Source organism: Mesorhizobium sp. M1182, assembly GCF_040318335.1.
In the GTDB taxonomy this organism is placed as follows: domain Bacteria; phylum Pseudomonadota; class Alphaproteobacteria; order Rhizobiales; family Rhizobiaceae; genus Mesorhizobium.
In genome coordinates, this window is record NZ_JAMYMD010000001.1 from 124,316 (window position 1) to 144,320 (window position 20,005).

A 20,005-nucleotide genomic window follows, 5' to 3' on the forward strand; every position below is an offset into this window, starting at 1 on the left:
TCCCAGACCTGCCGCCTTTTTTCGATGGCAATATGTATGATTTATTACGGATAATATGGACGAGTCAAGCGCAACGTCGATGTGGACCAGCGCCGCCAAGGGACTGGTCCTCAGGAGGATCCGAGCAATTTTCGATCAATCCTTGTCCGCCGATGGAGGGCTGTCAGCCTCCGATCCGCGAACATCGCGGAAAAGGCGCGGCTAAATCACCGCGCAGACCGTTTTCGTTTCGAGATAGTTCTCCAGGCCCGGTGCGCCGTTCTCATAGCCCCAACCGGATTGCTTGTGGCCGCCCTTCGGCAGTTCCGGCGAGAAGTAGGAATGGCAATTGATCCAGACGGTGCCCGACCGGATACTTGCGGCAAGGCGATGCGCAGTGGATAGGTCGCGGGTCCAGACGCTTGCGGCGAGGCCGTAGGGCGAGTCGTTCGCAAGGCTTATCGCCTCCGCGACATCGTCGAACGGTGTCACGGCAACGACTGGGCCGAAGATTTCCTCGCGCATCATGCGCATGTCCGGGCGCACGCCGGTAACCACGGTCGGCTCGAAGAAGTTGTCGAAGCGCCGGCCGCCGGCGATGATCTCGGCGCCGCTGGAAGCACCATCGCCGACGTAGAAGGCGACGCGCGCAGCCTGGGTCCCGTTGACCAGCGGACCAAGGTCGGTATCCGGGTCAAGCCCGTGTCCGAGACGCAGCTTTCGCGCTTCTTCCGCCAGCCCCTCCGCCAGACGGTCGTAGATCGAGCGATGCGCATAGACACGCGAGCCGGCGACGCAGACCTGGCCGGCATTGGCGAAGATCCCCCGAGCCACTCCGGGGATTGCGAGCCCCATGTCCGCATCGGGCATGATGATGGCCGGCGACTTGCCGCCCAGCTCGAGCGTCAGCTTCTTCAGATTGCCGCGCGCTGCGGAGACGATCATCTTTCCGACTTCCGTCGAGCCGGTGAAGGCGACCTTATCGACATCGGGATGTGCAGCCAATGCTGCGCCCACGGTTTCACCGAGACCGGTCACGATATTGACGACGCCGTCCGGCAAGCCGGCTTCGATCATCAGTTCGCCCAGCCTGAGGGCGGTGAGCGACGTTTCCTCAGCTGGCTTGAGCACGATCGTACAGCCGGCGGCAAGCGCCGGGGCGAGCTTCATCGAGGCCATAAGCAGCGGCGAATTCCAGGGCGTTATGGCAGCCACGACACCGATCGGCTCTCGCACCGTGTAGGCGAAAATCTTGCTGCCCACCGGTTGGTAGCTGATGGAGGTGGGGATGGTCGTGCCGAGGATTTTCGTGGCAAAACCGGCAAAATAGCGGAACTGCTCGGCCGAGGCGGGAATCTCGGCGAAGCGCGAGGTCTTCAGCGACTTTCCTTGGTCAAGCGTCTCGAGTTCTGCAAGCTCATCGGCATGGCGTTCAATCAGGTCGGCGATGCGCCATAGCAGCTTGCCGCGTGCCGACGGTGTCATGTCGCGCCAGCTCTCGCCTTCGAAAGCAGCACGCGCCGCAGCAACGGCGCGCCCGGCGTCATCGGCTGTGCCTTGCGCCAGCAGCGCGAGCGTGTCGCCATTCGCAGGATCGGTCGCGGGCAAGGTTGCGCCATCGCTGGCGTCGCACCAGCCGCCGCCGATCAGGTGCCGCATTCTGGGTTTGGCCAGGAACGCCTCGACGCCTGCGTGCCTGGCTGCACCGTTTCGAATGATGACCGTCATGTCCGTGCTCCGCAAGCGAACGCCTCGACCGCCGCGAGGGCACCGCGGATGATGGAATGATAGCCGGTACAGCGGCAGATATTGCCTTCGAGCGCAGTGCGGATCTGAGACTCGTCTGGAGCCGGATTCTCCAGCAGCAGAGCGGTCAGCGCAACAGTAATGCCGGGTGCGCAGTAGCCGCACTGGAAGGCGTTTTCGGCCGCCAGAGCCTGGCGCAGGACAATGGCTTCGGGAAGGTCGTCGAAACCCTCCGGCGTGATGATGGTGGCCCCGTCGAGTTGCCACGACATGAGCAGACAGCCATTGACCGCGCGATCGTCCATCAGCACGGAACAAGCGCCGCAGCGGCCGATGCCGCAAGCCATCTTGGCGGCAGTCATGCCGAAATGATCGCGCAGCAGGTCGATCAGGCGCAACTCGGCGGGCACGGCCAGCGCCTGGCGGCAGCCGTTGAGGTTAAAGGTAATCGCGATCTCGCCACTCACGCTGCACTCCTCTGCAGGGCGTCGAGTACCCATTCAGGATCGACCGGGAGGCGCTCGGGCCAAGCCCCTGTGGCGTCCGCAATCGCGTTGACGACGGCTGGCGACACGGCACCAATGCCAAGCTCACCAACTCCGCGCGGGCCGAACGGGTCGTCCTCGTCCAGATCCTCCAATGCGAAGGTCGCGAAGCTTTCCGGCGTGTCGGCAATGCCTGGCAGCATGTAGAAGTCGAGGTTGCCGGCAAGATACCGGCCATCCCGCATCGCCGCGTCCTCAGTGAGGGTGAAGCCCAGCCCCTGGACGCCGCCGCCTTCGATCTGGCCAAGATAGGCGGCGGGATCGAGCATCGGTCCGGCCGCGGTGTGCTGATGGAGGTCGAGCACACGTACCTGTCCGGTGATGCGGCTCACGGCAACGCGCGCCAGTGTCGCGCCGAAGGCGAAGATCAGGCGTGCATTGCCTTCCAGATAGTCCGATTTCGGAAACTCGAAGCTGACGGCAGCAGCTGGCAGCCGGTCGGGAGGCAACGCCTCGGCAAGCTCGGCGAAACTCATGAGCAGTGAGCCGCTGTTGGAATGTCGCTCGACGATACCGCCGGTTGCCAGCGCCAGCGTCCCGGCTTCGCGGCAAAGCAGCTGGCCCGCTGCTGCCAGCAGGTCGCGCGTAAAAGGTGGTGCGGCGACTGCCGCGACCCGCCAAACCACGTGAGTGCCGCGCGAGGCGGTGGAGGAGCCGGATTCGGGCGTCGCCGCCGTATCACCGGTGACCGGCCGGACATCGTCGCGGCCGCAGCCGAGCGCTCCGGCGACCGCGGCCTTCACCGAGGTGAGCAGGCCTTGTCCCATCTCGTCCAGGCCATAGAGCGCTTCGATCATGCCATCCGGAGCCAAGCGCAACGCGCCTCCGGCCGGGTCCGGCGGCAGCGTGCCTAGTCCATTGCCTTGATAGTTCATCGCCATCCCGACGCCGATCGTCTCAGAGCCGTCGAACGACGGACCACGCGGCTTGGCCCAGATCGGGTCAGCAGCGGCGGCTTGCAGCATCTCGGCCAGACGTTCGGACGGCGCGACCTGCTGGCCGAGATGGCCTCGCGTGCCAGGCTCGCGCAAATTGCGGCGCCGTATCTCGATAATGTCGATGCCGGCGGCTTCGGCCAGCCGGTCCAGCTGGCACTCTACCGCGAAGGCCATCTGGTTGGCACCGAAGCCACGAAACGCGCCGCAGACGCCGTTATTGGTATAGGCGAGCCTGCCCGAGCTGAGGACGTTGGGAACGACATATGGCCCGCAGGCGTGTTCGAGCGCCGTCTCAAGCACGCCCGGACCGAGCGACGCGTAGGCGCCGGCATCCGCGATCACATCCACCTGTTGGGCGAGCAGACGACCCTCGGCGTCGCAGGCGGTGCGCATATGGATGTGCATGGCATTGCGCTTGGTACCCGCGATGACGGATTCCGCCCGGTCGAGATGCAGCCGCACGGCGCGTCCGGTCTTCAGCGCCAGCAGGGCCAGGGCCGGCTGCACGGTCAGCTCGTCCTTGCCGCCGAAAGCGCCGCCAGTCGGGCTGGTGACCACCCGTATCCGCTCTTGCGGCATACCGAGGATGCGCGAGAGCTGCATGCGGTCGCGGCGGCCATGCTGCCCACCGGCAAAGACGTTCAGGGTACCATCCGTGCCGACGAAAGCGTAGCCGCCCTCCGTCTCCATAAAGCCGTGCATCTGGCTCGGCGTTTCGTAGACAGCCTCGACGATATGAGCTGCCTTGGCAAAAGCCGCGGCGGCATCGCCACGCGTGAACTCGAAGCTGCACTGCAGATTGCCTGAGGCGTGGACCGGCTCGGCCCCAGCGGCGAGTGCCTGTTGGGGATCGCTCACAATTGGCAGCGGCTCGTATTCGACGCTGACGAGAGCAAGCGCGCGTTCGGCCGTCCGTGTGTCAACAGCGGCAACGGCAGCAACAGCGTCGCCGAAATAGCGGACCTTGTCGAAGCACAGTGCCGGCTGATCCTGCACGACAATGCCGAAGGCATTGCTGCCGGCAATGTCGCGGTGCGTTACAACCGCCGCGACTCCTGGCAGCGCCTCGGCCGCGCTCGTATCGATGGAAACGATCCTTGCATGGGGAATGCCGGCACGCCGAATGCGCCCGACCAGCATGGCGGGCTCGCGACGGTCGGTCAGGTATTCGAGCCTGCCTGCGATTTTCGGCGCAACGTCCGGCCGCTGGTGCCAGCGTGCGCCGATCTCCGATCGCGACACGAGAATTTCGGCAGGTGGATTTCCGGACGGCACGGTCCGCCGGCGCGGCGAATGTGCTCCTTGGGACAACTTTCCGCCGAGCCCGAAGACCAGCGCATTCGCCACGACACTGCGCCGATAGCGGTCGGACCGCCATGCATCATCGATCGCCGGCGCCTCTTCGAGAATTGCGGCGTGCAGCTCGGCCCAATCGATCTCTTGGAGGCGCCGGCCGATGAGCAGCGCTTCGGCGTGACCGAGACGGGCTGCTTCCCCGCCGCCGCTGGCCGCGAGCCGCGCGATCGTGACACGATCGTCCGCCGTTTCGATCAACCCGGCGACACCGGCCACGCTTGGGGTGAAGGCGGCGCGCAGGCCGACTTTGCGATGGGTCCAGCGAGCGGCAGGCTGCGGTGGAACGATGACCGTCTCAATGAGGCCCGCTGACGGTGCGTCGGCCAACCATTGCGCGAGCGGCACGACGGCGCGCCCAGCCGGTGAGACGATCTCCAGCTTCGCATCGATCGCGAGCAGGGCCGGCAGAAGGCAACCCGTGCCCCCCGCGACGTTGCCGCCCAGCGTTGCGAGATTGCGGACGGCGGGTCCCGCCGTGGCGCGGACTGCGGCTGCGAGCAGAGGCAAAGTCTCGCCTATCGCCCGGTCACGCTCCAAGGCACCCAGGGTCGTCAGTGCGCCGATCCGAAACCCGTCGCCGGCCAGTTGGATGCCCTTCAGGCAGGCGATACGGCCGATGTCGATGAGGCGCCGCGGCTTTGGCAGGCCCTTCGCCCAGCCGAGCTGCAGCGCCGTGCCCCCGGCGACCAGTTGCGACGCGCCCTCGCCTGCCAATGACAGCGCCTCGGCAACGGAGGTCGGGCGAAGCACCTGGAGACCCGATTCGGTCATGTGGCTCTCGCGGTCGTGCCGAAACGGATGCCTTTTTCCTTCAGCCAGCGGCGGTAGGCGATGGAGGACCCGTCGGCGCGGGTCGGGATTTCCATCCGCGGCTCGAGTGGAAGGCGCAGCGGCCGCTGGTTCTCCACGATGATCCGGTCTTGCAGGAAGATGACCTGTTCGAAGTTGAGCAACGCCGTCTGCGTCGAAGCCGAGTCGACGAGATACATGACCGGCTGGGCGCGGCAGCGGTCTTCCTCGATGGGCTGGATGAACAGCGCGATTGCGTCGAGCCGGTCCGGCGCCACGGGGCACACGCGATAGAGCATCACCACGAATGGGCTCGGCACGCGATAGGTCAGATGCACGAACGCGCCGGAGCTTTCCGTGGCGGCAATGCGCGGCTGGAAAAACGTGCAGTTGGTCGCCCAGACCTCGTCTACTTCGCGACGTATCTCGCTCAGATAGGCCGGTACTTCCGTGTGCGGCTCCGAGCCGAGAATGTCGGTATGCACGAAGGGGAAATGCGCCATGTCGAGGAAGTTCTCTACGACACGCAAACCCGACGCCCGCATCGTCACCCAGCCGCAGGGCACGTAGCGGCGGTCGGGTTCCGATGCCTCGGCGATCTCGAAGATTTCCTTCCCGGGCAGGCCCAGCGTCGTCCAGACGCAGCCGTAGCGCTGCCGGACGGGCAGCGCGGGGCCGCGGTTGCCGTCGTCCAGGACCTCCCGAACCGTGATTTCGCCCGTGATGTCACGGACCAGTTCGATGTCCTGGCCGAGCAGCCGCGTATGGCTCGGCGCGCCATCCAGGTCGGCGACCGTCTCCACCGCGTACCAATCGTCCAGTGCCGCCCTGTCCGTCGTCTTCATGACCGGGGCTCGCCTTATTGAGTCCATTGCAGGCTGCCGCCGGAATTCTGGGCAAGGAAAGCGGCGCGCCGGGCGAACAGGCCAGGCGCGACGCGATGGATTTCGGCGATGATCTCGCGCAGGTCGCCGGTGCGCAGCGCGCCGTCCTCGGCCAGGATCTCGCCATCGACCATCGTCAAAGACACGTCGCTGCCGCGCACGGCGTGGACAAGATTGTGATGGAAGTTGAAATAAGGTCCGTCGCGGAAGACCGGCGTCATGCGCGGCGTATCGGTGCGGACCGCGATGATGTCGGCGCGCTTGCCGACTTCAATCGAGCCGATCTCGTGGTCGAGACCGATCGCCCTGGCGCCGAGAATGGTGGCCATGCGCAGCACCTGCCAGCTATCCATGGCGGCGGCGTCGAAGTCCTTCAGCTTGCCCAGCAGCGAAGTCACCTTCATCTCTTCGAACATATCGAAATTGTTGTTCTCCTTCTCGCCGTCGGTGCCGATCCCGACAGGCACGCCGGCCTTCAGCATCTCGGCCACCAACGCGATGCCGCTTGCCAGCTTCATGTTGGAAACAGGATTGTGGGCCACCGAAACGCGGCGCTTGGAAATAAGCTCGATCTCTTCCCGATCGAGCCAGACGGCGTGGGCGATCATGGCGCGCGGCGTTTCGAAGAAGCCAAGGTCGTCCAGCGCGAACATCGGGCGTTTGCCGTAGCGCCGCTTAAATTCCGCGATCTCGATCTCGGCCTCGCTGCAATGCGTGTGGAAGCCGGTGTCGTGTTTCCTTGCGAGTTCGATCGCCCGGCGTTGGCCGGTTTCGTCGGCATAAAACAGATGCTCCAGCCCGACCCACACATTGATACGGCCGCCCGCCTTGCGATGCCAGCCCTCGATCATCGCCTCGTTCATGTCGAGCGTGTCGAAGTAGTTGTAGTCGGGATGCTCGCCGACGTAAGGCACGGCGACCAGGCGGTTGCCGATCGCCTCGGCCGCCCTGGCGCTGCCTTCCATGAACCGCCACATGTCGACGACGGTGGTCGTGCCGCCGAGCACGGATTCCGCGTAGCAGAGCCACGATGCCGCCTCGGCCTCGTGCGGCTGCAGCACGCGATGCATCGGATTGATATGGAGCGTCAGCCAGTCCCAAACCGGCAGGTGCTCCGCCGTGCCGCGCAAAAAACCGGAATGCGCATGCGCATTGACCAGCCCAGGCAAAAGCACCGCATTGTCGAGTTTCTTCACGGCCACGGCCGGATACGCAGCGCGCAATGCTGCGAGTGCGCTGACCGCGGCGATACGACCATCCTCGACCAGCACGGCGCCATCAGGCAACGCGTGGTTATCTTCATCCATGGTGAGCAGCGTGTCGGCAGCAAGGATGAGGCTTTGGGTCATCGCGGGTACTCCGTGTGCGGTCCGTCGGTCATGACATCCTCAAGCTGCCGCCGCGAGCAGGAAATCGGCGGCGCGCTCGCCGATCATCGTGGCGGGCGCGTGGGTATTGCAGGTCGGGATCGTTGGGATCACCGAGGCATCGGCAACGTGCAGACCGTCCAGCCCGTGCACGGCGAGACGGCTGTCGACGACGGCCATCGCGTCCTCGCCCATCTTGGCTGTTCCGCAGGTGTGGAAGAACGTCGTGCACGCCTCGCGGATGAAGGCGATTGTCTCGGTGCGGGTCAGTCGGCGGTCAGGTGCGGCAAAGTTGCGGAAGACACCGGCGTTCGCCCTTGCAGCCGCCATCTCCATCACCATCTCGATCGCAGTGACCATGGCGTCGAGGTCTTCCGGTTCCGCCAGAAAGTTCGGTTGGATTTCGAGCGGCCCGCCGGGCTTGCCGTCGAGCAACTTCAAGTGCCCGACGCTCTTCGAGCGCATCAGGCCCGCACCGAAGGAAAAGACATCGCCGGATAGATCGTAGCGCGCGCGGATCGCCGGTTCGGCGCTGTTGCCCTGGACGGGGAAGGCATGCAGGTCGGGCTGCGGCAGGTCCGGCCGCGACTTCCAGTTGACCATCGAGCCACCGCCATTGCCCACTATCGGTCCGATCGGTCGTTTCGCGCGGAAGACGCAGGCCTGCGCCAGCGGATGGTCCTGAAGATTCCTGCCGACACCCGGCAGGGCGCGAACGAGCGCAATGCCAAGGCGCTGCAGTTCGATCGGATCGCCGATGCCCGACAGCATCAGCAGGCGTGGCGTGTCGATGGCCCCGGCCGCGAGCACGATGCTCTCTTGCGCGCGCGTTTCGCAGATTTCGCCGCCGACGAGGTGCTTGACCGCGACGCATCGGCTGCCTTCGACCGTCAGGCCGATGGCCGCGGATCCGGTCAGCACCGTCAGCATCGGGTGATCCAGGATCGGCACGAGATAGCCCGTCGCCGAACTCCAGCGCTTGCCGTCGCAGATGTTGAAATTCGCGGCCGCCGCCCCCTCGTTGCTGGGGCCGTTCGGATCGTCGATTACGGGGATGCCGATCTCGGCCGCGCCATCGATCAGCGCATGCGCGACCGGGTGCAGTGCCGCCGGCCGCTCGATGTGGAGCGGACCGCCCGCCCCGCGAAACTCGCTTGCACCGTCGCGCCAGTCCTCGCAGCGCCGGAAATAGGGCAGCACGTCGGCGAAGCTCCAGCCCTTGGCGCCGCCAGCCTCCCAGGCATCGTAATCTTGCGGATGGCCGCGATACCACATCATCGCGTTGATGGCGCTTGAGCCGCCAAGCAGGCGCCCGCGCGGGATGCCGATGGTACGCCCATTCACCCTCAGTGTCGGAGCATAATCATAGCCCCAGTCATAGGTGCTGCGGCCAAGCGGCACCCACTTGCCGGGGTCCTCGATCTCTTCGAACCCAAGACCCGTCGGGCCGGCCTCGATCAGGAGGACGTCGGCGCCGGCATCGACCAGTCGCCGCGTCACCGCACAGCCACCGGAACCCGAGCCGACCACCACGTAATCGTAGCTGCGTTTCAGTGCGCGTCGGGGGACGACAGGTCCGAGGGTGCCCATGATCTCGTCAGTTGTGCTCGCTCGGGCCCATGATGACGATGCCTTCGCTCGCCTCGACATGGCGGACGAAGATATACTTGTCCTCGCGGCCGTCGCTGTGTTTGCGCTTGATGTCCGGCTGGACCGTTCCCGAGACCTTGGCGACCACGATATAGGGCGCATCCACAGCGAGCCCCCTTGCACAATGTGCGTCGAACTCCTCCACCGTGCGCGCCGTATGGGCGTTCTCGAGGCCGGCGCCGCGCGCGATCGCGGCAAGGTCGACGCGGCCCAGCGCCGTATGGGTCGGCGGGCCGCCGATCGACTGGTAGCACTCATTGTCCCAGACCACGACGAAGAGGTTCTTCGGCTGCTCGTTTCCGAGCGTGGCCAGGATGCCCAGGTTGAAGAGCAGGCCGCCATCCGTATCGAGCGAAATGACGCGGCGGTGCGGCAGGCCGGCGGCGAGCCCGAAGGCCTGCGGCGTGACGCAGCCGAGTTGCTGCTGGAACAGGCTCGCCTCGCGCATATGCGGCGCGGCGTTGTACCACTCGTCGACGCTGCCGCCGAGCGAAAGGACCACCAGCTCATCCTTCAGCCGCGCGGCGAGTGCCTTCATGCAGTCGAAGCGTCTCACCGCACCACCTCGCCGCCGAGCGCCACAGCCGAATGGTAATAGGACGCATAGGACCAGGAATAGGCGTCAAGGATGGCGCGCTCGATCTTCGCCTCCTCGGTGACGATCCGGTACGGCACGCGCAGCGCGTTCAGCACCGGCTCCATGGTGATGCCATGCGGGACTGCCCACCAGTTGTTCTCGCCGAGCTCGCCGCGATAGCTCATCAGCATCATGACCGGGATGCCGGCTCCAAGGCCCATGCGGGCCAGCGGCTCGACCGAGGCGCGCAAGCCGGAATTTTCCATGACCAGCGCCGCGCGCTTGCCCGACAGGAAGACCCCGCCACATATCGCCGCGCCCTCACCCTCGTTGGTGACGCGGATCGTGCGGATATCCGGATCGGCATCAAGGGCCGGGTAGAGCTCCTTGAACAACGAATCGGGCAGATAGCAGACGATGCTCACTCCCGCCCGCTTAAGCCCCCGAATGACCGCGTCGACCGCACTCTGCTTCATGACATCCCCTTCGGCCGGGAAGTCTCGCAAAGCTCAGTTGTTCGAGATAGGGACAAATTACTCTCTTTATCGATGCGCAAAATGCAACAACTAATCATGCAACGCCTCGACCATGCGGGCCAGCAGCGCCGCGAATGCGGAGGCCGCATCCGACATTTCGCGTTCAAGCCGGGCGAGCAGCATCAGCCGGTGCGGGTTCATGCGAGAATCGCGCAACGGCACGAAAACGAGCGATCCGTCAGCCACTTCCGGCTCGATGCCGAGCTTGGTGCGAAGCACCACGCCGAGGTTGAGGCGCACCATCTCGGTCATCAGTCCGATCGAGTTGGTCCGTGACCGTCGCGTGATGTCGATCATGGAGCGCCCGATCGCATCGTCGATCGAAATGCCCAAAGCAAGGCTGTTGTCCGAGACGATGACCTGTTCGCCGGCAAGATCGAACAGCTTCACTTCCTTGCGGCCGGCAAGGCGGCTGCCCGGATGAGCGACGACGCCCAGCGGCAGAGGCGTGCTCGCGATCTTGCGCACGTTGCGCGGCACGCGCACGTCGAAAGCAAGCGCCAGATCGCATTCGCCGTCGGCAACCGCATCGCAGGCGCGCTGCGACCCGGCGACATGCACGTCGACCGATATCTGCGGGTGGCGCTTCCAGAATTCCTTCAGCGCGTTCGGCACGAGCCCGCGCGCCGCGCTCTCCACGATCGCCACGGACAACGAGCCGCGGTTGAGGCCACTGAGATCATTGATCTCGGACGAGGCGCGCGCCAACTCGGTGATGCTCTGACGCGCGTGGTAGAGCAGAAGCTCGCCTGCGCTGGTCAGTTTCAGTCGCTGGCGCACACGCTCGAAGAGCGGCGTGCCCAGTTCGTCCTCCAGGCCCTTGATGACGCGGCTGATGGAGGATGGCGCCACGTTGAGCGCCTGCGCGGTCTGGCGAACCGAGCCCAGCCGCGCGACCATTTGGAAATAATGGATGCGCGGTGAGACCAGCCCAAGTCGGAAGGGATCCACTCAGGCGGCCTCAAAGGCGGGGACGATCTCCATTTCCGGCACCAGCACGAGACCTTTGTCGGTGATACGGATTTCGGGGATGACCGAGAGCGGGATGAGGTTGAAGCCCATATAGGGAATGCAGCAGCCGGCCGCCTCCCATTCCCGTTTGAGGATCTTCACCTCCTCCGCGACCTCAGTGACGCGCTTGTCGGACAAAAGGCCGGCGATCGGCAGTTCAACCATGGCAGTCACTTTGCCGTCGACGACGACACAGACGCCGCCTTGCGTTTCCTCGATCGCCCGCAGCGCCACCTGCATGTCGGCCTCGTTGAGGCCGGCGATGATGATGTTGTGGCTGTCGTGACCGACAGACGATGCGACGGCGCCGCGTCGCAGCGTGAAATTGCTGAGCAGCCCGTAGGCGACGTTGCCGTCCGACTTGCCATGGCGCTCGACCACAGTGACGAAGCACAGGCCGTGGCGGTCGAAATGGTTCTGCCAATCGTTGGACGGATCGAGCGTGATCTTCTGGTGGCCGAGCGTGATCCCCGGCAGTTCGGTGCGGATGGTATGCGCCACCACCTTGCCGGTTGGCAGCTCCGGCGTCAGCTTGATCTGCTTCGGCAGCTTCACTGTGTGGTAGGCCGTGTCCGGATAGCGGTAGCGGGTCGAGAGGGCCTGGTCGAGCAGCGGCATGATCTTGCCGTCATCGACGACGAGTTCGCCGCCATACCACGTGCTAACGGGATCGAAGCCGTCGTCGAGCAGCACCAGGTCGGCACGGCGGCCACCACCGAGGCCTCCGATTTCGCCTTCCATTGCAAAGCGCGTCGCGCCATGCAGCGAGCCCATCGACCAGGCCTGCTCCGGCGTCATGCCGGCCTTCATCGCCTCGCGCGTCACCCAGTCCAGGCCGAAGAGCATCAGGTCGTCAGCATCGCGGTCGTCGGTGCAGACCGCGATGCGCTTATGCGAGGCTCCGAGTTCCGTAATCGTCTTGATCGCTGCGGGCAGGCTGTGCCACGGTGTCGTCGGCGGGCCGCCACGCAGGAACAGCCAGATGCCGGCCTCGAGCATGTCGTCGGCGATCTCGCGGTCGATCGCCTCATGGGTATCGGTGACGCCGGAGGCCGCATAGGCCGACACGAATTCGCGTCCATAGACGTGTCCCGACACCGGGCGGCCGCGTCTCAGCGCCGCAGCGAGGATGGCATGGCTGCGTTCATCGCCCATAGCCACTGGCACGAAATCCATCTTCTCGCCTAGCGCCACGGCTTCCGGCCATTTGTCGAACAATGCGCCGATCTTCTCGGCTGTCAGGTCGCCACCGGCCGTTTCCAGCAACGGCGAAGTTGCCGGGACGGTGCTCGGAACCGTCAGGAAAATGGACAACGGCGCCAGGCGCGCGTCCTCCAGCATCGCCTCGATGCCAGCAACGTCCATGACGTTGCCGATCTCGTGGCTGTCGCAGAAGAGGGTCGTGGTGCCGTTGAGCAGCGCCGCCTCGGCATAGGCGCAGGCCGTCACCATCGAGGATTCGATGTGGATGTGCGGATCGACCAGGCCGGGGGCGACGATGCCGCCCCTGGCGTCATATATCCTGGCGCTGCCACCCTTATAAGTGCCGGCCGGCTTCACAGCGGCGATCCGCCCTCCCGACAACCAGATCTCGCGGCCTGGAAGCACGCGCTCCGAATAGGTCGACAACACGCGTGCGCCGGCAATGACCAGATCGGGATCGGCTCGCCCGGAAGCGACGCCGGCCAGCCGCCGGGTCATGGACGAGAGCGGCTGGACGGAAAAGCGCGTGAGAGAGGTCATTCTGTTGCTTGCCTCGTTCTCGTCGAATGTTGGGCGTCAATGGTAATCGGGGATGCCCGGCATGGTCGTGAAGCCCGGAAGCGCGCGGAAGCGACGCACCCAGCGGCGCAGCGCCGGATACTCGTCATGGTCGACGCCGAAATCGCGGCTCAGCGCAAACGCCGGAAAAAGCGCGATGTCGGCGATGGTCGGGCGGTCCGCAGCGAACCATTCTTTCTTCTCGAAACCCCGCGCGGTCATATGGTCGTCCATGGCGCGGAGTGCGTGCGCGGCACCGGCCCGCAGCGCAGCCTCGTCGCCGCCGGCGCCGAACATGGCATGGCGGCGCGCGGCGCTGGCAACGCCGAGATCGCCGGCCGCGAAGAAAAGCCACTGCATCACCTTGGCGAAATCCGAACCATCCGCCGGCAGCCATGCACCCGTTGAATCGTGGCTGCGCGCCAGATGGACGATGATGGACTCGGCGCCGAACATCGTCACCTCGTCGTCGCGGAGAATGGGCAGGCTGCCCGCCGGGTTCATGGCCAGGAATGGCGGCGTCTTCTGCTCCGCCCCCGGAAATGCATCGACTGCAACGGTCTGCCATTCCAGGCCGAGCATGGAAAGCGCCAGCCGCACCTTGTAGCAGTTTTCGTCCAGCTCGTAGTTGTAGAGCGTGATCCTCGCCATCATGCAGCCCGCGTCGTCGAGGTCGCGCCGGTACGCCCGGTCTCGAGATGATGACGCAGCTCGCTCGTCCAAGCGAAGAAATGCTTCTGCCCCTTGCCGGCATACTTGGCTGCCGGTCCGTCAATCACGATGTGTAGGGCCGATCGTTTGTCGGTCAGTTCCTGCAGGCCAAGAAGCAGCGTGTCTTCGCCGACCGTCAGGCTGAACAGCATCCCGCTCAGCGCCTTCAGCTCAGCGAGCCCGGATCCGCGGGAGAAGGGCCTGGGCGGCATGGCCCTCACGACATCGATCACCATTGCGGCGGGACTGTCGAGATGCAGGCTGCGGACCGGCACCACCTCCTCTGCCAAGGCAGGCAATTCGGGCAATGCTGCTGCCGGATCCAGTGCCGTCCAGACTATCCCAGCCGCCTCGGCCGATCTGTGGGCAGACACGGTAATGGACGCCGGCACCCTGAGATCGGGGTGGGCCGGAATGTATCGGCACTGGCCGGCCGCATCGTACTGCCAGCCGTGATAAAGACAGGCAATATGATCGCCGCGGACAAAACCGAAGCTCAGCTTCATACCGCGATGCGGGCAGCGATCCTCCCACACATGCGCTGCGCCACTGTTGTCGCGCCAGACCACCAGCTCGTTTCCGCCAAGGCGGATTCCGGCCGAACTGCCCGGCTCGATCGATCCCGACAGCGCCACTGGGTGCCATCCAGCCTGTATCGTCATTCTGCGTCTTTCCCTCTGGAATATTCCCAAATTTCGGCCCGTTCGCAGTCCATCACCAGACAGTCGATTGGCCCCAAGCTACATGCCATCTCGAAGGCATCGATGAGATCGGGCTGGCCCGAAACCTGGACGACAAAAAAATCGTCCGCGGCTTCGTGCACCAGCAGATCGAGATTGAGCCGAGCGGCACGCCTGTCGGCGAACTCGCCAAAGCTCGACGACACCAGTCGGCCGATGAAGCGCAGGCGCGTTGTTTGAGGCGGAGGCGCAGGGTTCTGCGCTTCCCGTAGGTGCTTCATGCCTATATTTCTCCCGGCCTGCACATTTTTTAAGCAGTTTTAGAATGTGTCTAGTTAGGCATCATTTTTTGGCTTGTGCAAGCCCCGTTTCCCTGACATCTGTTGCGTATCAGGTGATCGGACAGTTGGAAAAAGCCGCGATTATCGAACAACTCGGCAGCCGTCCGTCGCCCAAGAAAACCAGGTACGGCTTTGGGGTTGCCGATCCGGGCGAGTGAGCGTCGATGTCGTTGTCAAGTTTCATTCAGCTCATGCCGAAGGTCGAGTTGCACTTGCACCTCGAGGGCGCCGTATCCGCGGAGACATTCGCCGAGCTGGCGGCGCTGAACGCGGTGCCGCTGCCGGACGGCAGACTGACATCGGAGCTCTACAGCTACGGCAACCTGCTGGATTTCCTGAAGATTTACGATCTGGTTTGCGCCTCGATCAGGACTGCGGACGATTTCTCTCGCATCACCTTCGAGGCACTGGAGCGCTGCGCTAAAGCCGGTGCGCGCTACGTCGAACTGTTCTTCAGCCCGCATGCGCATCTGGCTCATGGCGTGGCCTATTCGACTATGCTCGAAGGCATCCTCGACGGCTTTCACCGCGCAAAGGAGCGCTATGGGCTTATGGCAAAGCTGATACCGGCGCATGCGAAGCCGCTCGGCGCGGCAGGTGGCGAGCGCTTCCTGGACATGGTTCTGGCCGAGCGCCCGGCTGAGGTGATCGGCATCGGCTTCGATTACGACGAACGCCCGAACCCGCCGCCGATGTTTGCGCGCATCGTCGAGCGAGCGCGGGCTGCCGGGCTCAATGTCACCAACCATGCGGGCGAGGATGGCCCGGCGGACTATGTCCGCGATACCGTCGACGTCCTCGGCCTGAGACGGGTCGACCACGGCTACCATGTCGTCGACGATCCGGCGCTGATGGAGCAGTGCAAGGAGATGGGCATCGTCTTCACCTGCTGTCCGAGCACGACGCTGGCCACCACCGTCTGGCGTGACCTCACCGCGCCCGACCACGCGATCCGCCGCATGATCGAGGCCGGGCTTACCGTGACGATCCACTCCGACGATCCGCCCATGTTCGCCACGACGCTCGACCGCGAATACGCGCTGATCGCCGAAAATTTTGCGCTCGGGCCGTCGGCACTGAAGCGGATCGCGCTGGCTGGCCTGTCCGCAGCATGGCTCGATGACGACATCAAGCAGGCATGGTCGGCCGACTGGTCGGCAGAAATCGACCGCCTCATGGAAACCGAACTGTCTCTCCCGAACTGAACACGACACGGAACAAAGGACCGAAGCATGATCGACCTGCGCAATCTCTCCCGCCGAGGCTTCCTCAACATGGGCGCCGCGGCCGGCGCCTCGCTGCTCCTGCCGAAATCCGGCCTTATCACGCCCGCCAATGCACAGACGCCGCTCGCCGCCGTCGCCGAGGAAAACGCGGTCATCGCCTTCGGCCACACCGGTCCGGTGACCGATGAAGGCTGGACCTGGAGCCACGACCAGGGCATGAAGGCCGTGCAGGAAGCGTTCCCGAAGCTGAAGACGCTGTTCGTCGAAAGCATCCCCTATTCGGCCGACGCGACCCGCACCTTCCGCCAGTTCGTCTCGGAAGGTGCCAACATGGTGTTTGCCACCTCCAACTATGGCGACTTCCTCTACGACGTGGCCAAGCGTTCGCCGGACGTCGCCTTCTATGAATGCGATGGCCGCAACCCGCTCGAAAATCTCTCGACCTACTATCTCGCCCACTGGTACCCAACCTACGTCACCGGTGTCGCCGCGGGCCTGATGAGCAAGAGCGGCAAGCTCGGCTACGTCGCCTCCTTCCCTGTTCCGTCGGTCTTTTCCGGCACCAATGCCTTCCTGATGGGCGCCCGTTCGGTCAATCCCAACGCCACGATGCAGACCATCGTCATCAACTCGTGGTTCGATCCGCAGGCTGCCACCCAGGCCGGCACCGCGCTCATCGACAACGGCGCCGACCTTCTGTTCGGCATCATGGACGAAGCAGGCTATCTGCAGGTGGCCGAGCAGCGCGGCGCGAAGGCCGTGATGTGGAATACCGACATCCGCCGCTACGGGCCGAAGGCCTACGTCTCCTCGATCGCCATCGACTTCAAGAAATTCTATGTCGACCAGGTGCGCCTGCGCCTCGAAGGCAAGTGGACGCCATCGCAGACCATCCTGCCGATGGGCGGCGGTATCGACCGCGATGCCTGGGGCGAGACGGTGCCCACCGAGGTCGCAAAGCAGGCCGATGCCGTGCGCGACAAGATTCTCGGCGGCTGGAGCCCGTTCGAGGGCGAGATCAAGGACACCAAGGGCAACGTCAAGGTGGCTGCCGGCCATCGCATGACCGAAGAGGAACTCTACAACTGGGATTGGTCGATCGAAGGCGTCAGCGGCCTCCAAGCGTAGTCCTGAAAGATTGCAGAGTTTTCGGATAGACTATGCGGCAGAAGGCAAAGAGCTAAGCGGGATGAATGATTTTGTTCCAGTTCATCATGCTTCGAGCGAGCACCGCTACGGCGGCATGGAGGTGCCGTCCACCTCCCCGGGACGTTACGAGCCTGGCTCCGGCGCACCGCCGCTCGTGCTGCTCAAGAGCATCAGCAAATATTTCCCCGGCGTCGTTGCCAACCAGGACGTCGACCTGGACGTGATGCCGGGGGAGATCCACGCCTTGCTCGGCGAGAATGGCGCCGGCAAATCGACCTTGATGAACATCCTCACCGGCATCTATCAGCCGGATGCCGGTGAGATCGTCGTCGACGGCTATGCCAAGCATTTCGCATCTCCAGTCGATGCGATCTCCGCCGGTATTGGCATGGTCCACCAGCATTTCAAGCTGGTGACCGCCTTCACGGTCGCCGAGAATATTCATCTCGGCTGGTCCGAAACGCCCAAGCGTATTGGCTCGTCGGTGCTCGAGGCGCGGACTGCCGCACTGGCCGAGAAGCTGAACCTCGCGGTACGGCCATCCGCGCGCGTCGCCGATCTTTCGACCGGCGAGCAGCAGCGCGTGGAAATCCTACGCGTGCTCGCGCGCAATGCCCGTGTTCTGATCCTCGACGAGCCGACTGCAGTGCTTACTCCGGCGGAAGCGCGCGAGCTCTTCAAGGCGCTCAAGCAGTTCGTGTCCCGGGGCAATGCGGTGATCTTCATCAGCCACAAGCTCGACGAGGTCCTGGAAATATCAGACCGCATCACCGTGCTGCGCGGCGGCCGCAAGGTGGCCACCGAAAATACCGCGGACTGCGGCGAGAAGATGCTGGCGCGCCTGATGGTTGGCCGTGAGATCGTGCTCAGCAATCTGCGTGCCAGGCAGCCAGGCGCGGCCGGCATCTCCGCCGAGCCGGTGCTCAGCCTCAAATCCGTCGTCGCGCGTGACGACGTGGGCGGCATCCTTCTCGACGAGGTTTCGCTCGACATCCATGCCGGCGAGATTCTCGGCATCGCCGGTGTGGCCGGCAACGGCCAGAAGGAGCTGACCCAGGTCGTCACCGGCTTGCGGCCGATCCACTCGGGCCAGATACTGCTCGGCGGAAAGGGCGTCACGACCGCCGGCGCGGTCGATTACGCGAAGTTCGGCGTCGGCCACATTCCCGAAGACCGGCTGCACAGCGGTCTGGCGCCGGCGCTTTCAATCACCGACAACGCCATAATCCGCGAATATGCGTCGGCGCCTGTTTCAAAGGGCTTCGCGTTCCGACCGCGCCTAGCGGCTGCTCTTGCGCGCACGATCGCCGAAGCGGCATCCGTTGCGGTGCCCAATTTCGGCATGCCCATGCGCAACCTTTCCGGCGGTAATCAGCAGCGCCTCGTCGCACGCCGCGAGATGCGCATCGCAAGCAAGGTTCTGATCGCCGCCTATCCGAGCCGTGGCCTCGATGTCGGCGCGATCAACACGATGATGCACTATCTCGTCGAATTGCGCGATGCCGGCGTCGGTGTGCTCTTCATTTCCGAGGAGCTGGAAGAGCTGTTCAACCTGTCGGATCGCATCGCCGTAATGTTCCATGGCAGGATCATGGGCGCGGTGGAGACTGCCTCCACCGACATCGAGGAAATCGGCCTGATGATGGGCGGGCAGATGCGGTCCAGTGCTGGCGCCCAGGCCGCTGCCGGGAAGCACTGACCTTGGCGATCAAGCTCCAGCGCGTTCCATCCGCGCAGCCCTCCGTTGCCTTTGCGGCACGTGCCCTGGCGATCGTGCTGGCACTGGGGGTCGCCGGCCTGGTTCTGGCCGCTCGCGGCAATGCTCCCGTCGAACTCGCCTGGGAGGTGCTCAACTCGACTTTTGGCTCGAGCTTCGGGCTGGAAGATGTCGGACTTCTGGTCACTCCCCTGATCCTGACCGGCCTGTCGGTCTGGGTAGCGCTGAGAATCGGCGCCTGGAACATCGGCGCGGAGGGCCAATTCTATGCCGGCGCCTTCAGCGCCACGGCAGTCGCGCTGTTCATTCCCGGCCCGACCTGGCTGATCCTGCCTGTTATGTTCATCGCTGGCGCGCTCGGCGGGCTGCTCTGGATACTGGTGCCGACGCTGGCGCGCGCCTACGCCGATGTCAGCGAACTCATCACCACCCTGCTTCTGAATTTCGTGGCGACGCTGATGGTCTACTACGTCGCCACCGGACCATGGCTCGACCCGAGCGGCCATGCGCTCGCGACCACTGCACGTCTGCCGCATGACGTGCCTGAATTCTGGGGTATCGTGCACTACGGTTTCCCGCTGGCGATCCTGCTCACCTTTGTCATCGCAGGACTGCTCAACTACACGCGCTGGGGTTACGAGGTGCGGGTCGCTGGGTCGAACCCGAGCGCGGCGCTTTATGCGGGCATGCCGTTCCGCCGCCGCCTGATCGTCGTCCTGCTGATGTCGGGAGCGATCGCCGGCATCGCCGGTATGCTGGAAGTAGCTGGCACGGTGCATCGCCTGCAGGGCGGCATTTCCAACAATTTCGGCTATCTCGGCATCATGGTCGCGGTGCTGGCGCGCGGTTCCTCACTTGGCGTGCTCGCAGGCGCGGCTTTGATGGGCGTCATCCTGAATTCGGGCATCATCCTGCAGACGCAAGGCATCACCGTCTCGGCCGTGCTCGCCATCACCGGACTGATCCTGTTCTTCACGGCGATCGGCAACGAACTCGCTCACTACCGCATCACGCGGACCGAACCGGTCGCGAGCTGAGGAAA

17 protein-coding genes are annotated in these 20,005 nt (G+C 64.5%); 4 read left to right on the top strand and 13 right to left on the bottom strand.

The genetic code is table 11. The features are described 5' to 3' along the window. Positions 1-201: 201 nt before the first annotated feature. The 13 genes from NKH33_RS00560 to NKH33_RS00620 all read right to left on the bottom strand — a co-directional run bounded on the left by NKH33_RS00560 (position 202) and on the right by NKH33_RS00620 (position 14,811). Positions 202-1,707, bottom strand: a complete 1,506-nt coding sequence (locus NKH33_RS00560; RefSeq protein WP_352470582.1) for an aldehyde dehydrogenase family protein — start codon at positions 1,705-1,707, stop codon at positions 202-204. After that, a complete protein-coding gene (locus NKH33_RS00565) occupies positions 1,704-2,192 on the bottom strand; it encodes a (2Fe-2S)-binding protein (RefSeq protein WP_352470583.1) in 489 nt (162 codons plus the stop codon). The genes NKH33_RS00560 and NKH33_RS00565 overlap by 4 nt, the downstream gene beginning before the upstream one ends. Beyond that, positions 2,189-5,335 (bottom strand): molybdopterin cofactor-binding domain-containing protein, encoded by a 3,147-nt coding sequence (locus tag NKH33_RS00570; protein ID WP_352470584.1) that lies wholly within the window; start codon positions 5,333-5,335, stop codon positions 2,189-2,191. The genes NKH33_RS00565 and NKH33_RS00570 overlap by 4 nt, the downstream gene beginning before the upstream one ends. Further along, complete coding sequence (locus NKH33_RS00575) at positions 5,332-6,198, bottom strand: aromatic ring-hydroxylating dioxygenase subunit alpha (RefSeq protein WP_352470585.1); 867 nt, start codon at positions 6,196-6,198, stop codon at positions 5,332-5,334. Before NKH33_RS00575 ends, NKH33_RS00570 begins: the two co-directional genes overlap by 4 nt. A gap of 14 nt (positions 6,199-6,212) precedes the next feature. Continuing rightward, the gene (locus NKH33_RS00580) at positions 6,213-7,586 is read right to left on the bottom strand and encodes an amidohydrolase family protein (RefSeq protein WP_352540083.1); all 1,374 of its coding nucleotides are present in this window, start codon (positions 7,584-7,586) and stop codon (positions 6,213-6,215) included. Positions 7,587-7,625: 39 nt separating this feature from the next. After that, positions 7,626-9,194 carry a GMC family oxidoreductase gene (locus tag NKH33_RS00585; RefSeq protein ID WP_352470587.1) on the bottom strand — a complete coding sequence of 523 codons (1,569 nt, stop codon included), beginning with the start codon at positions 9,192-9,194 and terminating at the stop codon, positions 7,626-7,628. 7 nt (positions 9,195-9,201) lie between these two features. Beyond that, a complete protein-coding gene (locus NKH33_RS00590) occupies positions 9,202-9,810 on the bottom strand; it encodes a thiamine pyrophosphate-dependent enzyme (RefSeq protein ID WP_352470588.1) in 609 nt (202 codons plus the stop codon). Beyond that, positions 9,807-10,307 (bottom strand): thiamine pyrophosphate-binding protein, encoded by a 501-nt coding sequence (locus NKH33_RS00595; RefSeq protein WP_352470589.1) that lies wholly within the window; start codon positions 10,305-10,307, stop codon positions 9,807-9,809. The genes NKH33_RS00590 and NKH33_RS00595 overlap by 4 nt, the downstream gene beginning before the upstream one ends. 90 nt (positions 10,308-10,397) lie before the next feature. After that, positions 10,398-11,318, bottom strand: a complete 921-nt coding sequence (locus NKH33_RS00600) for a LysR family transcriptional regulator (protein WP_352470590.1) — start codon at positions 11,316-11,318, stop codon at positions 10,398-10,400. Then, positions 11,319-13,121, bottom strand: coding sequence for an adenine deaminase (locus NKH33_RS00605; protein ID WP_352470591.1), 1,803 nt, complete (start codon positions 13,119-13,121; stop codon positions 11,319-11,321). A 36-nt stretch (positions 13,122-13,157) separates the two neighbouring features. Then, positions 13,158-13,793: a glutathione S-transferase family protein gene (locus tag NKH33_RS00610; protein WP_352470592.1), complete on the bottom strand. Its 636-nt coding sequence runs from the start codon at positions 13,791-13,793 to the stop codon at positions 13,158-13,160. Further along, positions 13,790-14,512, bottom strand: a complete 723-nt coding sequence (locus tag NKH33_RS00615) for a Rieske 2Fe-2S domain-containing protein (protein ID WP_352470593.1) — start codon at positions 14,510-14,512, stop codon at positions 13,790-13,792. Before NKH33_RS00615 ends, NKH33_RS00610 begins: the two co-directional genes overlap by 4 nt. Further along, entirely contained in the window at positions 14,509-14,811 is a 303-nt protein-coding gene (locus NKH33_RS00620) for a hypothetical protein (protein WP_352470594.1), read from the bottom strand. Before NKH33_RS00620 ends, NKH33_RS00615 begins: the two co-directional genes overlap by 4 nt. Before the next feature lie 224 nt (positions 14,812-15,035). Between NKH33_RS00620 and add the strand changes: the two genes are divergently transcribed. The 4 genes from add to NKH33_RS00640 all read left to right on the top strand — a co-directional run bounded on the left by add (position 15,036) and on the right by NKH33_RS00640 (position 20,000). After that, positions 15,036-16,076: an adenosine deaminase gene (gene add, locus NKH33_RS00625; protein WP_352470595.1), complete on the top strand. Its 1,041-nt coding sequence runs from the start codon at positions 15,036-15,038 to the stop codon at positions 16,074-16,076. 27 nt (positions 16,077-16,103) lie between these two features. Beyond that, entirely contained in the window at positions 16,104-17,225 is a 1,122-nt protein-coding gene (locus tag NKH33_RS00630) for a BMP family ABC transporter substrate-binding protein (RefSeq protein ID WP_352540084.1), read from the top strand. Between the two features lie 115 nt (positions 17,226-17,340). Then, positions 17,341-18,945: an ABC transporter ATP-binding protein gene (locus NKH33_RS00635; RefSeq protein ID WP_352470700.1), complete on the top strand. Its 1,605-nt coding sequence runs from the start codon at positions 17,341-17,343 to the stop codon at positions 18,943-18,945. 2 nt (positions 18,946-18,947) lie between these two features. After that, the gene (locus NKH33_RS00640) at positions 18,948-20,000 is read left to right on the top strand and encodes an ABC transporter permease (RefSeq protein WP_502893731.1); all 1,053 of its coding nucleotides are present in this window, start codon (positions 18,948-18,950) and stop codon (positions 19,998-20,000) included. Positions 20,001-20,005: the final 5 nt, after the last annotated feature.

Coding starts and splice junctions, on each gene's coding strand:
- NKH33_RS00585 (WP_352470587.1), bottom strand. CDS start 9,194: ATGGGCACCCTCGGACCTGTCGTCCCCCGACGCGCACTGAAACGCAGC.
- NKH33_RS00580 (WP_352540083.1), bottom strand. CDS start 7,586: ATGACCCAAAGCCTCATCCTTGCTGCCGACACGCTGCTCACCATGGAT.
- NKH33_RS00605 (WP_352470591.1), bottom strand. CDS start 13,121: ATGACCTCTCTCACGCGCTTTTCCGTCCAGCCGCTCTCGTCCATGACC.
- NKH33_RS00575 (WP_352470585.1), bottom strand. CDS start 6,198: ATGAAGACGACGGACAGGGCGGCACTGGACGATTGGTACGCGGTGGAG.
- NKH33_RS00595 (WP_352470589.1), bottom strand. CDS start 10,307: ATGAAGCAGAGTGCGGTCGACGCGGTCATTCGGGGGCTTAAGCGGGCG.
- add (WP_352470595.1), top strand. CDS start 15,036: ATGTCGTTGTCAAGTTTCATTCAGCTCATGCCGAAGGTCGAGTTGCAC.
- NKH33_RS00570 (WP_352470584.1), bottom strand. CDS start 5,335: ATGACCGAATCGGGTCTCCAGGTGCTTCGCCCGACCTCCGTTGCCGAG.
- NKH33_RS00560 (WP_352470582.1), bottom strand. CDS start 1,707: ATGACGGTCATCATTCGAAACGGTGCAGCCAGGCACGCAGGCGTCGAG.
- NKH33_RS00635 (WP_352470700.1), top strand. CDS start 17,341: ATGGAGGTGCCGTCCACCTCCCCGGGACGTTACGAGCCTGGCTCCGGC.
- NKH33_RS00610 (WP_352470592.1), bottom strand. CDS start 13,793: ATGATGGCGAGGATCACGCTCTACAACTACGAGCTGGACGAAAACTGC.
- NKH33_RS00615 (WP_352470593.1), bottom strand. CDS start 14,512: ATGACGATACAGGCTGGATGGCACCCAGTGGCGCTGTCGGGATCGATC.
- NKH33_RS00630 (WP_352540084.1), top strand. CDS start 16,104: ATGATCGACCTGCGCAATCTCTCCCGCCGAGGCTTCCTCAACATGGGC.
- NKH33_RS00620 (WP_352470594.1), bottom strand. CDS start 14,811: ATGAAGCACCTACGGGAAGCGCAGAACCCTGCGCCTCCGCCTCAAACA.